The sequence below is a fragment of the Aquaspirillum soli genome (assembly GCF_054781915.1).
In genome coordinates this window covers 322255-335781 of sequence record NZ_BAAGTM010000002.1, presented here as the reverse complement: position 1 = coordinate 335781, position 13527 = coordinate 322255, and the positions used below count along the sequence as shown (strand labels likewise).

Here is a 13527-nt window from a genome sequence, read left to right as displayed (position 1 = left end):
AGCCAAATCCTAATTTTTAAACATCAAGGTTGGCTTGGGTTAAAACAGATTGCTGCTGTTGCGTTAATGGAAATTAAACGGCAAGCATCTTTGCAAATAACTCACAATCGGCTCTGGATTGTGAATATGATGTGCTGTGTTTTTCCATTCCTTAAACACACCATGCGGCGCATCGGCCAGCTGGTGTGCCAACGTGGTCATCGTCTGTGCATCAACCTCGGCACCATAACGACCATTCAATGTGCCATACCACAACGCCAACACCTCACCCATCCAACGCAACGTAACACCGTCTTGCTCGCGACACATCTCAATCGCCTCGTCAAAATACCGGTTATGTGCATCGCCTTGACGCAAGGTTAAATAACCGCGATAGGCTTGAATCAACATCCAAGGATGGTCGTCACCACATTGCCATTGAGGTTGCAATTTCAGATATTCAGCACTCGCCGATTGCATCTCAACAGGGAACATCCAACACGCACGCAAGAACAGATAATGAATAAACCGCTGTTCTTGTTTTGAGGCAGCGAGGGATCGGGCTACTTGTTCTAACCCCTGCTTATGCAAAACACGCTCAAGATAATGCGTCAGACGCGATAGATAGGCCTCAATATCTAAATCAACCTGATCCATCTCAGCAACCAAGCGATAGAGCATGGTTTGTTGTTTTTCACGCTGTTGTTGTTTTTGGTCGCTGAGCTTGTCAAATGTAGCAAGGGCACGGTCGAAGTATTGCAAGGCCGGTGCCGTATGGCCTTGAAAAGCCTCTAGCTGGCCGAGGGTGGAATAGAGTTTGCCATGATTGCTCAGTCCAATCGCCGCCACCGGCTTTTCCAGCCAATGTTTGATAATGCTGTCGGTTACGGTAAATTGAAACGCATTGGTGGTTTGTACCACCACTCGCAAAATCACTTCGCATGATTCTCGGGCATCTTCTTCATACAACGACATCGCCAAATCGCACATCTGGCCTAAATGCTCGGGTTTGACATGACCGGTATGGTTGTCTGCCGCCAACATCGCCGACCCCAAATGCAGTTTCAACAAAGGGGGGAAATGATGGTTGCTGGGGGCGTAGCGTTGTAGCCAAGACAGCGCAAGTTGCAGCTGTTTTGGGTGATAGTTTTTTTGTCGCAGCTGTTGTTTGACAACCTCGAAATAGCGCGGCCATAACGTACATTCATGGTCTTGTTGTAAAACACCACCAACTTTTTCTAACACAGCATGCAACAACGATGAGGGAGGAAGTTCGCTGACTGCATTGACCATTCCATACCATTCTTCTGGGCTGAGATCGTGGTCGCGGCTGATGGCCAGATAAAGACGTTCGATACTATCTTCATCACAAGGCCGCAATAAGCAATGGCCCTCAAGGCGCGATTTTTTCAGGCGGTCGCAGCTATCACCTGCGCGGCTGCCCCAAGTGTGAGCGACAGCATCAACATAGCCGTTATGCGGATGGCCATTTTTATCAATAAATGCCAGCTCAAGGCCTAGATGTTGAAAGCGTTCGGCATCGAGGGTTTTTAATTGTTGCAACAACAGGCGTTCTACAGTGTGTAATGTTGCGCTGTCGCTATCACCGCCACGTTGTTCAATCAAAATTTTGACCTGTGGCTGGCCGGTCAGCGGAAGCTGGTAGAGCGTCCATGTCGCTAATTTCAATACATGGCTGAGCCAATCATTATCACCAGCATCACGGTCTTGAATGGTAAAACCGAAAATACCAACTTTGGCATGTAATAACACCCCTAACACACGGTCGATCTCGGTGCTGCTTTTATCCACCGCGTGCCACGATGAAAGCGCGGGCAGGTGTTTTTTCTGGTTGGCTGGAATTGCCAACGCAACCAATTTGCCCTCGCGACCATTTGAATTCAGTTGTTGGCGGTCGAATTGGTCGCCGGTTTCGTCAATCAAAATTTCCCAGCTTGCTGTTGGTGCAAGATAGGCGATGGCGTTCGGGTGGACGCCTTGTGTTAGGGTAACGGGCGTCAGTGTGCTGTGATAACTCTTGTTTTGCTGTGATTTTTTATTGAGGAAATCGAGGTGTTTATCTCGCACAATTTCAACACTATGCCGAATTCGCGAGGTATGCGGTTGTACCTTATCGAGCCAAATCGAGATTTTTTCTTGGCTTTCCCCTGCCTCAATTTTGGCAACAATTTGTTGCCCTAATAAATGTGCCGTCCGGCCATCTTTTTTTGCTTTGGCTAATTTTTCCAACAACAGCGGGTTGCTACGTTGTTTCAACTCACGTTCTAAGGCTAATACCTCACCACTGTTGTTAGGATCCCACGAGGTGCGTTTAAAAATTTCGAAAATCAGCTGTTTATTACTGAGGGTTTTATGGCTGCCAGATGGCGTGGCTGTGATGCTATCGACAGTGGCAACAGCAGATGGCGTGTCGGTGGGAGGAGTTTCTGCGGTGTGCTCGACTTCGACCGCTGCCGTGCGTTCAACTGCCACCGGCGGTGTGATGTCCTGCGGTGCGGTGGTGGGTGAAAACACGGCTTCTGTTGGTACTGGTGTGACAACGGGTGGGGCTAGGTCTGATTCGTCTTCATCTAGCGGCGGCGGTGTGGTTGGTGATTCGTTAAAGACCTCGCCGGTTTGTGGATTCACCCACTCTGGTGCGGCATAGCACAACACTTGTGCATTCGGAAAATGAGACAGGGCGTTGATCCATGCTAAGGCGGGGGTGTCGCTTGTACCTAAAATCCATTTGAAAGGTTGTTGTTGTGCCAAGTGTTGAAACTGTTGACGGACGGTAATGGGATGGCTCATGGCCTCGTCCCACGGTAGGCGGTAGCCCTCTGCTAAGGCACTGGGCAATTTGTCTATTGGACAGTTGGGAAGGTGTAACACTGCACTCATGGTGATCTTTCTATCTATTAAATACAGACTTAATCAGTTCTGGACGAGAACAGGCCAACTTAACAAAGCTAGCTTGGCAACGTGCTTCAAAATCTTGCCAGCTTCGTTGCTGTTCGCCTTTGCGCTGCATCGTGCGCCGTGCTTCTGGTCCCAATAATAGAATTTTCTTCGATTTGCCATAGACATCAATGCTTAATAGCTGTTGTACCAATTGGCCGTTGGGTTGTTCTGGCTGCTTGTCTGCTTTGGCTTCAACAATAAAGAGCTGTCCATTTAACAATCCGATAATATCGACCTCGCGCCCTTGTTCACTGTTGCGGTGATTGGTGACATTCAGCGCAATTTGCGTATCGTTCATGCCCTCTTCAATCAGCCAACCATAGGCCAATTCTTCTAACCAGCCTCCCGAAATCCATTTTTGCCACGCTCTACTTTTACCAGACTTGCTTAAAAACAGCCGCCCATCATTGTCTAGGGCAATAGAGCCGGGTAATAGCGCGTCAAATGCTTTTACCCACTCGGCAAGAGCGGGATCATCAACGGGCAGTGTGTCAGTAAACGCTGTCCCGTGCCACTGTTGGGAAAAGTATTTGAATAAGGTTGCTAATACCGGATCAGAGGCGTGTTGTTCACCTTCGAGCGCGTACCATATCTTTTGGGCTAAGTGTTGGCGGTGGGCAAGGTCAACAGCAGCCCACTTTTCTGTCGAGGGCAGATAGTCTTCGACATACAAACGTGCGGCATCAGCAATTTGCACTATTGGGGCAGGGATGGTGTCTGGTAAGGCAGGGTTGGCCGTAGGGGATTGATAAAAAATCCCGATATCTTTTTTGCCAAAGCTCTTGTAATCAATCCAATCCCATTCTCTTGATTGTGCAATGCCAAGGGCGAGCAATTTGGTACCGCCGGTTAGATTAAGACCATAACGTGCAGCTTGAAGGTGATTGAGCGTTGGGGTGAGTACGTCGGCAATCCATGTTTTGGTATTGGCGACGTTGTCACCTTGAAGGGGAAAATTGGCATCGTAGGGGCGATGGATCTGGCTATTGGGCAGTTTTTCTTGAATAACTCGGTGAAAATGGTTGGCATGTTTGTCCATGCTGGTGGTGACTACCAACACAATATCGCTGGGTTGATGATAGAGGCACGATTCAAGTTCGGCGATATTGTGTTCGGAAATCAAACAGACATAGGCAGTTTTTGGCTGATTTGACATCGAGGTACCCTCAACATGGGAAAAAGACTGCCGATTCTAACAAAGGTCTTGCCATTCGGGTATGGCAAAGGCATGATCTATTCACGTCTTGGCCACAATTTTTTGCACCCGATATTCGGTGAGACAGGCGCCGAGCGCGGTGAGCTGATCGGCACTGAGTTCGTGTCCGCGCCATTCCGCTGGCACCACGACATCTAAACTCCAAAACCGTCCGCCTCGTTCACAGACATAGGCAGCAAGGTGAAACGGTAAAATACCAATCACACTGTCTCCCGTTGCCAACGCTGTTACCTCAAGATGACTGACGATGTGGTCGGCGACAATGCCTTGTTGTTGCAACCACTCAAATGCCCCTTGATGACGAGTCACTAACCAAATTGCCATCATTGTCCTTTCGATGTTGTCTTTGAAAAAGACCACCCCCGTGGTGCGGGATGAAAGCACGAGGGCGGCAAAACCTGTGATTACTCGGTTAATTCGTTTTCAAATTCTTCATGACTCATCAACATTTCATAAGCACGGTTTTTCAGCTTCTCACCTGCACCAAACCAAGCACTTTTTAAGCGAGTGTCGGTATTGCGGCCGCGATTGTGGTCAACATGTTCGGTGATGACATTGAGCATCCGCCACCGATTGTGGCCACCCGTGAGATCCGACCCGATCAAGTTCTCATTAAACAGGTTCATCAACTGCGAAATTTCTTTTTCTGTTTTTGGTGAATCTATTTTGGGGTTGAGCAGCTGTGTGAGAAACGCATAGGCCTGCTTCTCGTTCATTTCGCGCTCGGCCAGTTGTCGCGTGTTTTTAAGCCATTTATACCAAATATTGTTTACCACACCGAGTTTCTCGCGGATTCGTTCTGGATGGAAAGTTTGATTGTGTGGAATGCGCACTGTTGACGACACACCCAAGTGGTTTGGACGACTCTCCACGTCGGATAGATTCACTGCCATCGTTAATGTATTGTGGCACACCACTCGAATAGCGGTGAATTTGGCAATAGTGGCCATTTGCCCATCATAAGATGTGGCTAATAGCAGATAGGGTCGCACCAAATCTTGACCGACAATCGGTGCGCCGTCGTTGACCTTGGCTAGACCCCAGATGCGTTTACCATCGGATAACGCCCCCGCCGTTTCCAATTCAAAGCCGCCGATTTTTGCCAGATCGTCAAAGAAATGTAATACCTCAGACGGTTGCACCACTTTGTAGCTTTTTGATACCACTGACAACGCGGCATGGGTATCGCTGCGGTATAACACCTGACGGTCGGCAAACTCAAGAGGCCCTTGGCACAACGAAGATTGAGATGAAGACGTCCCGTTTTCCGGTGTATATTCCACCGTTGCATGCAGCACTTCATAATTCAAGCCGGCGGCTTGTTGCCATGTGTGGATATTGGCACCCGGGCGTAATCGTTGCCCTAAGCCATGCCAAGGGGTGTCGCCAACATAAGCCATCGCAGCTTTACCTGTGGTTTGGTCGATCATGTGTGCCATAGTTTTCTCCAAAAGGGACAAAAGGGTGTGTGGTCGATCTACATCAGAAAAAGCTGCCCCCGCCTAGCGGGATGATCATTTAGCGAGGGCAGGTAAAGAGGCTTAGCCTTTTTGGCTTGGACGCCAGCGTTGGATAAGATCGGATAAATAGGGCAAGGCCTCTGGACCGACAATCTCAATGCGGTTGCTTTTTGCGCGTTCTCGCAAGATGTCGGACGGCGCTTGTGCCGATAACAACCATGTTTTGCCAAACAATCCACGCGCCTGTTTGCTGAGGCTATCGAGTTTGTACGCCAGTTGATTGTCGTTTTGGTTGTCTTGGAAACGCGCCGTTTTGCATTCTATAAACAACAGCTGGTTGCCATCGCATACCAAAACATCAAATTCGTTTTCGATGTTGGCTGTCGGTTGGACTTTGACGCCACATTCCACATCAAAAACACCTGCTTCTAAGGCCGCTTGGTAGGCATATTCTTCTAACCATTGTCCATTTAAGAAAATCGCTGCGTCTGCGCTTTGAAAGCGCACATCATAAGCACCATCCCATTCAAGTAACTGATAGGTTTGGCACAGCCGCAGCGCCTCGGCCCATAAGCCGCTTGGCTTGGGTTTTTTCCGGTCAAATAGCTGTTGTGGAGCCACCAAATTGTGAGTTTGGTTGAGTGCCGAGCTCGCCATGCCGTTGAGGATGGAGAAAAAGCGTGAGAGCTGGTCAGCATTTTTCGCTAAAAAGCCAGCCACCGTTTCACGTCCCAAACGGCGCGCATCCCACAATGCCGATTGGCTGTCGCTGTTTTGATAGCCGAGGCCTTGTGCGTTGAGGTAGTCGCGCACTTTTAAGACGTCGATCATTTTTTTGATCGGTTCAATGTGGCCGTTGAGTTGTGGCAGGGTTTCGATGCTGTAGTTCGCGGTATCCGCATAGATTACTGGCAGGCCGCGTTGACGGAAGGCATCGATAAAGCCAAATGACATCAGTTTGTTGCCGCCGGTGGCGTTGAGAGTCGGCCGGCAATTGGGCATGGCTTCTTGTAATACGTCCAACAGTTGGTTGGCGTAGTGGGTGATGTGTTGGACATCGTGAGTTGGGGCCTCATCGAGTTGTTCGACGGTGATACCGAAGTCTTCAAATAGGGCTTTGAGAACGCGGCCTTTTTGTGACATGGCTTGGCTGCAGACGATACAAACGTGTTTGACGTTGTCCATCAGAGCAGGGATCAGGTTGGGCAGGGTTTGTTCTGAAACAAGCAGGACTTGGGTTTGCATGGCGGCTTCCTTGGTGAGTGACTGGAAGCCATTGTGAAATTTTTCGTTAGGTGAGGTGAATTGACAAGCTTGTTGCTTTTTTGGGGTGGCGCACTGTTGTGCGCCGGTAGGGTTTAGAGATCGGTAAGTTCAACAACGGCATCGTCTTTTAAAACGAGGAAGCCGATTTCGTCATAGTATTCATCGTCGTTGATTTCAATAGGTTCGTTTTCTTCGTCGTTGGTTTCGATTACGACGGAGTAGCCAAGATCGGCTAATTCTGCGTTAAGTGCAGTAAGGAAGTCTAAATCAAGTTCAAAGTGTTCGAAGTTCGGGTCGGCTTCGCTACAAATGGAATAGACATCGGATGAGTAAAAACGCAGGAGATGGATGTCTTGGTTGAGGGTATTACGTAGGGTTTTGGCGATGATCTCAGCGGCATTCACGGCTTCTGCGACGTAGTTGCGGGCTAAGACTTTGGCTGATAGGGCTTTGTAGGCTTTGGATGTTTTGGACATGGTTTTTGCCTGTTGTGGGTCGTTGGGTATTAGCCCTCTATGACTGTCAGGGAGGGCTCGAACCCAGATTTTTGCATGACAAAATACTTTGTTGGTTTATGCGGTTTTTACACCATAAATCGCATAACAATGCACTTGTTTATTCGAAATGGCTTTCTCAAGCCCTTCTCGAATCGTGCCCGAAGCTTTTTCCCTTGTCTAGCCTTCGCTTAAAAAATTTTTTGGCCGATTTTAATGACATCCGCAGCCATTTTGTGCTTGAATCACCCACTCACTATCTAAATAGACTATGCAAAAAATGCAAAACAATTTATTTTAAATAATTTTAATTGGCTGGCGAAGATTTTTTTGTCATGACGACAAGCTTGTCAATCGACGCAATCCAGAGCTTTTCCTCTATCTTTCGCTCATTGCCACAAACCAACGGAGATAAGCGTGTTGTCACAAACCTAAACGCAACATCAAACCCTTAGTTGACCCAAATGCCACTGTCTGTGCTACCCAATCTGAAAGGTTTTTCCTCATGAACAAACGCAAAATTCTGTTGGCTGTTTCTGGCATGTCCCCACAAATCGTTACCGAAACCCTCTATGCATTGGTTACCCGCGACACCCCGTGGATTCCCGATGAAATTCATCTGTTGAGCACTAAAGACGGCTGCGAGCGTGCCAAAGTTGAGTTATTACATCCAAGCCGCGCCATTTTCCAACGCTTTTGCGAAGAATACCTGCCACAAGGGCACCAAATCCGCTTTGATAGCGAATGTCTCCACACCTTTACTCACGACGGTAAAGAGCTGTCTGATATCCATAACCTAGATGACAGCGCCCATGTCGCCGATGAAATCGCGAAAAAAGTGTTTGAGTTTACCCGCGATAATGAAACCGAAATTCATGCCTCGATTGCCGGTGGTCGTAAAACAATGGGGTTCTTATTGGGTTATGCCATGTCTTTATATGGTCGTGTTCAAGACCGTTTATCCCATGTTTTGGTTACCGAGGGTTTTGAAGGTAATCCTGATTTTTACTATCCGCCCAAAACCCCAACGGTGATCTACGACCGTAACAAAAAACCATTGGATACCAGCAAGGCTGAAGTGATGTTGGCCGAGATTCCGATTTTGCACCTTGGCCATGTTTTGCCCAGCAGCTATAAAAATACCCCGGCGAGTTTCTCCGACTTGGTGCAAATCATGAATAGGCAATTCAGTGCGCCAACAATAGAAATCAATATGCAGGAAAAAACCCTGACTTGTCATGGCATTGAAGTCAAGATGTCACCTGCACCACTGGCTTTGTATTCGTTGATTGCGTACAAAACCAAAAAACAAGGTGGGATGGTCTTGTTGGATATTACCGAGCAAGAATTTGCGATGGTATGTGATTTTATTGATAACCCAAAAGGCTTTTCATTTAACCCTGATCAATATGGCGGTAATGGTCGAATCTTGGCTGCACAGCATCAAAAAAAATACAAAGCTTTGCTTAAAAACCTTGAAGAAAAAGGCAATGAAGGTGTGCCATTTTTTGATGATAAGAAAACAAAAATCAAAAAAGAGCTTAATGATAAGTTAGGGATGTTGGCAGATCGGTATTTGCTGAAAAAAGACGGTAATAAAACTTTTATTGATATTTTGCCAGAAAATATTCATTTGGTGAATGTCAGTAAAAAAGACAAGAAAAAATAAATCTGTCGATGACTAAATTTGCTTGATTAATTGTGCTATTCAATTTTTTGAAGGCTTAAGGGGGTATCAATGTTGCCTAGCCAGATGTTAAAAGCTCGTTTTTGTATTGTGACACCGATGTTTTTAGGTGATGCCGATCAAAAAGCATCATCCATTCGTCCCCCGAGTCTCAAAGGTGCACTGCGCTTTTGGTGGCGGGCGCTGAATTGGTCAGGCTTTTTGAAACAAGCCAACCAAAACGAAGTGGCTGCGTTACAAGCCATGCACAAAGAAGAAGCGCGATTGTTTGGCGCTACGGCTGCAGATAATGCTGGTGGCCAAGGGGTGTTTTTGCTGACGGTTGCCAAAGATGAAACCAAAGTGGCAGAACAGCCTTTTGGCAAAGACATGAGTGGTGCACAGCTCTATTTGTTAGGAATGGGGCTGGGTTCGTTTAAGGACGGAAACCATACGTTGCGAAATGCACTTGAAGCAATGGGGTGTTTTTCTGTCGAGTTGTTATTCCGTCCAAAAACCTCTGCCAGTGACCGAAAATCGGTGGCCGATGCGCTTTACGCCTTCGGTTTATTGGGTGCGTTGGGTAGCCGCGCCCGCCACGGCATGGGATCGGTGTCTTTGATCGGTTGGGAAGGCAAAGAAACCCGCACGGTTCCCAAAACCCAAGAAGAATACAAAAAAGCGATACAGACTTTACTCGGCCCGGAAACTGAACAGGCCAACACTTTGCCTCCGTTCACCGCTTTTTCACAGAAAAGCGAAATTTGGGTGTCAGTCAAAGACAAATCTCCTATGCATTTACTCAGCATCGTGGGTAAACAGCAAATGTTGTATCGCAGTTATGGAAGAAATAACCGTGTTTTGAATCAACAAGCTGAACGTAATTTTGCTGATGATCACGATTTGATCATGAATGCCACCAACGGCCATCGCATTCAAAAAGCCCCTAGACGCGTGGTGTTTGGACTGCCACACAACTATCGTTTTTCGAATGAAGCTACAGCCTTCGTCAATTACGCCCCTCAACGCAAAGACGCCCGCCGTTCCAGCCCGTTGATCTTGCACATTCACAAATTGGCCGATGAGCAGTTTTTGGCGGTTCACGCCTTGTTGCCTGCTTTGTTTCTACCCACTGATGCAAGTATTCAAATTACATCTGAGGCACTTTGGCATCCTGTTGATGTTCCGGCAGATGTTGATTGGTCAGTATTAACAAATTATCTCAAGCGCCCATCCTTCACTCAGGACAAGATCTATGGCTGATTCTTCTTATTTCCATTTTACGATCGGCCCCGTTCAAGGCTTTGTGGCGCAAGCGCGCCGCACGCGTGACTTTTGGGCGGGTTCGTTCCTGCTGTCTTGGTTGTCTGGTGTGGCCATGGCTGAAATTCAACGCCAAGGCGGGATAATCAACTTTCCGTTGCCTGCTGACAATTATTTGGATTGGATTCAAGGCCAAGCCGACGGTTGCGACGCAGATGCCCCCCGACAAGGCGGCATTCCCAACCGTTTCAAAGCCATCAGCGCAGAGGTACCAAAAGAATTTGACGGCAAATTGTTGGAACAAACCGTCCGCGCTGCATGGATCGCCTTGGCTGAACACGTTTGGAAAAAAGACGAACTCGGTCAAATATCCAGCGAAATCACTCGCCAAATTTGGGATCGTCAGAACCACAATTTCTGGGAGATCAGTTGGGTTAAAACGACCGATAAAGAGGCAAGTTCGCTGCTCGATCAACGCAAAAATTGGCGTTCTCACTATCCGCAAGCCGAAGGCGGTGTGAAGTGCATGATGATGGACGGCTGGCAAGAACTGTCCGGCAGTCTGACACCGGGATTGTCTTCCAAGAAAAAAGACACTGAACTCAAACGTTTTTGGACACAAGTGCGTGGACTAAAACGCAGCGGCATGCAAACCGACTTGGCCGAAGACGAACATTTGTGTGCTCTTGCCTACGTCAAACGGCGTTTTGCGCGTTATTTCGACACTTTCAGCGCCACATTGCCTAGTGGTTTGAAACTCAAAGGCTGGAAATTGGCCGTTGGCATGCCGTCGGTGAGTTACATGGCCGCCGTGCATTGGCTGGAAAAATTGGTCGAGTGTGTTTCCCCATCCGAATTGGCCGAATTGCTCACCCTCGCCAAAGAAGTCAATCCTGCGCGGGATGAATGGGACACCCGTATCCAATGTTTGGTGAGGCAGCGCGAGGGTAAAACGGGTGAGGCGTTAGACAACCTCCGCGAGTTTCTGTCGCTGGACGCCAATATGTTCTTTGAACACGTGCAAGAAAAAGCCAGCTTGTATCTCAATTCAAACGATTTAGCTGATGAGCAAAAAAAGAAACTTGCGCTAGAAAAGCTAAAAATTTCTATTGAGAAGCTGCAACGCAAAGTGTGCGAGATTCAGAACAATCATCCAGAATTTCAAGAGCCTCTGTCACCGTTCTACGCGATTTTGCTGATGGATGGCGATTCGCTGGGCAGCCACATGAGCAAGGAAGCGAATCAGAAGCCCATTTCCACTGCTTTAAACGACTTCACCGGCGGCGTGCCTGCGATTGTCGAAAACCACAACGGCTTTTTGATTTACGCCGGTGGTGATGATGTGTTGGCGCTGTTGCCGATGGAAGACGCTTTGCGTTGCGCGGCAGAAGTGCGGCGGCATTATTTGGCTTCGTTCCAAGAAGCGTTCAAGGAAATGAAAGACGAAGACAAAATCCCCGCTTCGATTTCGGCAGCGATTCAGTATGTTCACGTCAAAACCCCATTGGGTATTGTGTTGGGTGACGCGCACCATCTGCTTGACGACGTGGCCAAAGACGGGGCTGGACGTGATGCCGTGGCGGTCAGAGTCTGGAAAACCGGCGGGGTGGTCTTGGAATGGGCACAGCCTTGGAAAATCGCGCTGGATGCCGCCCAAAACGATTTGATTTTGGAAGGCTTGGTCGACGATTTTAAAAACCCGGCAAAAGTCGGGGGAAGTGTTGTCAATTTCTCCAACAAATTCTTCTTCAAAATCGACGAGCGTTTTGTTTTGCTCAATCCGCGCAAAGACAAAAACGGCCAGTATGGACCAGCGGTTTTGGATGAACAAGAAGCCATTGATTTGCTCGCGGTGGATTTCAAAAACAGCGCTGACAACCGCAATGTGTCCCTTGAAGGTGCAAGAGAATTTATCACCCGTTTGTTGACGCAATGCCGGATGGTGACGCGAGACAAAGATAAAGACAAAGAAAAAGATGATCATGAAACGTGGCCTAAAAGTCCCTTGTTAAAACCTGATGCCGCGTTGTTGGTTCGATTTTTTGCCCAAAAAGGAGTGGATGCGTGATGACTCAACAATGGAAATTCTCCGCCGTTGACACGTTGTTCTTTCGTGAATCGCGCCCCATGGAATCCATCGGCGGCAGCCAGTTGGGAAGTGTGTTTCCGCCCCCACCCAGAACCCTGATTGGCGCGATTCGTTCAGCTATTGGTGAGCATCGCAATACCGATTGGCATGATTACACCCACAACCCCGAAAACCCGACCCGAAAAATCATAGGCACGCCGGACGATTTCGCGCCTTTGTCTTTCCGTGGGCCTTTTGTGTTTTCTCAACAAGAGCGTTTGTTTCCGGTGCCATTGGCTTGTTTGCAAGCCTCGTCCGTCGAAGGCAAAGACCCCGAACAAACCCGCCTGACTCCGTCTGAAAATCCCGTCGAATGTGACTTGGGCAAGGTACGTTTGCCAGTCAAAGAGAAGGCAGACCTCGCGGGTGCAAAACCGTTAGAAGGTGCATTTGTTACGCAAAAAGGTTTGATGGCCTTTTTAGAGAAAAAACCCATTCATGCCGACCAGATTCGCAAACTCGATGAACTGATCGTTCGAGAGCCGCGCTTGGGCATTGGCCGTGACAATGAAGCTAATGTGGTGAAAACCGGTCAGCTTTACCAAACCTGCCACCTGCGGCCTTTGGCGGCGGCAGAACTGGAAATTGCCATGGGCGTGACGGGATTGGATGTCGAGTTGCCAACCCGTGGTGCCGTGCGCTTGGGCGCAGAAGGCCGCATTGCTACTTGGGAACTATCGTCAACTGATCTCAAGTTACCGCCATTGCCAAAAGCAAAAGGCAGCAAACGCTTGATGTTGGTGTTACTGACACCGGCTTTGTTTGAAAACGGTTGGTTGCCCGATGGCTTTGAGGCGCAGACCGATGAACGGGGCTCGCTGACTTGGGTAGGTACGGTTAATGGTGTGGTTTTGCGCCTGATTTCTGCGGTGGTGGGTAAGCCGACTCGTGAAGGCGGCTGGGACATGGCCAAACACCGCCCGCGCGAAGTCATCAGTTGTGCACCGGCGGGCAGTTGCTACTTCTGCGAAGTGGTCCAGAACAGTTTGGACCTTGATGTGGCGCTGAAGAAGCTGCAAGGCCAACAAATTGGACAACAACAAGAACTGGGCCGTGGTGAATTGGCCGTGGGCTATTGGTAATTTTTGACGAAT

At 48.4% G+C, this 13527-nt stretch carries 10 protein-coding genes; 4 read left to right on the top strand and 6 right to left on the bottom strand.

Annotated features, from left to right (window positions below; genetic code table 11):
- Window positions 1-63: 63 nt before the first annotated feature.
- From ACYVJG_RS03520 to ACYVJG_RS03495, 6 genes are all read right to left on the bottom strand, one after another.
- A complete protein-coding gene (locus tag ACYVJG_RS03520) occupies window positions 64-2880 on the bottom strand; it encodes a hypothetical protein (protein WP_460429812.1) in 2817 nt (938 codons plus the stop codon).
- A 10-nt stretch (window positions 2881-2890) separates the two neighbouring features.
- Complete coding sequence (locus ACYVJG_RS03515; protein ID WP_460429811.1) at window positions 2891-4096, bottom strand: Card1-like endonuclease domain-containing protein; 1206 nt, start codon at window positions 4094-4096, stop codon at window positions 2891-2893.
- Between the two features lie 81 nt (window positions 4097-4177).
- Window positions 4178-4480, bottom strand: a complete 303-nt coding sequence (gene csx16, locus ACYVJG_RS03510; RefSeq protein WP_460429810.1) for a CRISPR-associated protein Csx16 — start codon at window positions 4478-4480, stop codon at window positions 4178-4180.
- Between the two features lie 80 nt (window positions 4481-4560).
- The gene (locus ACYVJG_RS03505) at window positions 4561-5595 is read right to left on the bottom strand and encodes a DUF932 domain-containing protein (RefSeq protein ID WP_460429809.1); all 1035 of its coding nucleotides are present in this window, start codon (window positions 5593-5595) and stop codon (window positions 4561-4563) included.
- A gap of 102 nt (window positions 5596-5697) precedes the next feature.
- Complete coding sequence (locus ACYVJG_RS03500) at window positions 5698-6861, bottom strand: Card1-like endonuclease domain-containing protein (protein ID WP_460429808.1); 1164 nt, start codon at window positions 6859-6861, stop codon at window positions 5698-5700.
- A gap of 113 nt (window positions 6862-6974) precedes the next feature.
- Window positions 6975-7358 (bottom strand): hypothetical protein, encoded by a 384-nt coding sequence (locus tag ACYVJG_RS03495; RefSeq protein WP_460429807.1) that lies wholly within the window; start codon window positions 7356-7358, stop codon window positions 6975-6977.
- A gap of 523 nt (window positions 7359-7881) precedes the next feature.
- On the opposite strand from ACYVJG_RS03495, the gene csm6 reads away from it, so the two are divergent.
- The 4 genes from csm6 to ACYVJG_RS03475 all read left to right on the top strand — a co-directional run bounded on the left by csm6 (window position 7882) and on the right by ACYVJG_RS03475 (window position 13515).
- Window positions 7882-9045, top strand: coding sequence for a CRISPR-associated ring nuclease Csm6 (gene csm6 / locus ACYVJG_RS03490; protein ID WP_460429806.1), 1164 nt, complete (start codon window positions 7882-7884; stop codon window positions 9043-9045).
- 69 nt (window positions 9046-9114) lie between these two features.
- Window positions 9115-10305 carry a type III-B CRISPR module RAMP protein Cmr1 gene (gene cmr1 / locus ACYVJG_RS03485; RefSeq protein WP_460429805.1) on the top strand — a complete coding sequence of 397 codons (1191 nt, stop codon included), beginning with the start codon at window positions 9115-9117 and terminating at the stop codon, window positions 10303-10305.
- On the top strand, window positions 10298-12373 hold the full coding sequence (gene cas10, locus ACYVJG_RS03480) for a type III-B CRISPR-associated protein Cas10/Cmr2 (RefSeq protein ID WP_460429804.1): 2076 nt from the start codon (window positions 10298-10300) through the stop codon (window positions 12371-12373). The genes cmr1 and cas10 overlap by 8 nt, the downstream gene beginning before the upstream one ends.
- Complete coding sequence (locus tag ACYVJG_RS03475; protein ID WP_460429872.1) at window positions 12373-13515, top strand: type III-B CRISPR module-associated Cmr3 family protein; 1143 nt, start codon at window positions 12373-12375, stop codon at window positions 13513-13515. Before cas10 ends, ACYVJG_RS03475 begins: the two co-directional genes overlap by 1 nt.
- Window positions 13516-13527 lie beyond the last annotated feature (12 nt).

What these genes read in the sequence shown, in the direction of transcription:
- ACYVJG_RS03505 (WP_460429809.1), bottom strand. Translation starts at nt 5,595, where the DNA reads ATGGCACACATGATCGACCAAACCACAGGTAAAGCTGCGATGGCTTAT.
- cmr1 (WP_460429805.1), top strand. Translation starts at nt 9,115, where the DNA reads ATGTTGCCTAGCCAGATGTTAAAAGCTCGTTTTTGTATTGTGACACCG.
- ACYVJG_RS03520 (WP_460429812.1), bottom strand. Translation starts at nt 2,880, where the DNA reads ATGAGTGCAGTGTTACACCTTCCCAACTGTCCAATAGACAAATTGCCC.
- cas10 (WP_460429804.1), top strand. Translation starts at nt 10,298, where the DNA reads ATGGCTGATTCTTCTTATTTCCATTTTACGATCGGCCCCGTTCAAGGC.
- csm6 (WP_460429806.1), top strand. Translation starts at nt 7,882, where the DNA reads ATGAACAAACGCAAAATTCTGTTGGCTGTTTCTGGCATGTCCCCACAA.
- ACYVJG_RS03500 (WP_460429808.1), bottom strand. Translation starts at nt 6,861, where the DNA reads ATGCAAACCCAAGTCCTGCTTGTTTCAGAACAAACCCTGCCCAACCTG.
- ACYVJG_RS03495 (WP_460429807.1), bottom strand. Translation starts at nt 7,358, where the DNA reads ATGTCCAAAACATCCAAAGCCTACAAAGCCCTATCAGCCAAAGTCTTA.
- ACYVJG_RS03475 (WP_460429872.1), top strand. Translation starts at nt 12,373, where the DNA reads ATGACTCAACAATGGAAATTCTCCGCCGTTGACACGTTGTTCTTTCGT.
- ACYVJG_RS03515 (WP_460429811.1), bottom strand. Translation starts at nt 4,096, where the DNA reads ATGTCAAATCAGCCAAAAACTGCCTATGTCTGTTTGATTTCCGAACAC.
- csx16 (WP_460429810.1), bottom strand. Translation starts at nt 4,480, where the DNA reads ATGGCAATTTGGTTAGTGACTCGTCATCAAGGGGCATTTGAGTGGTTG.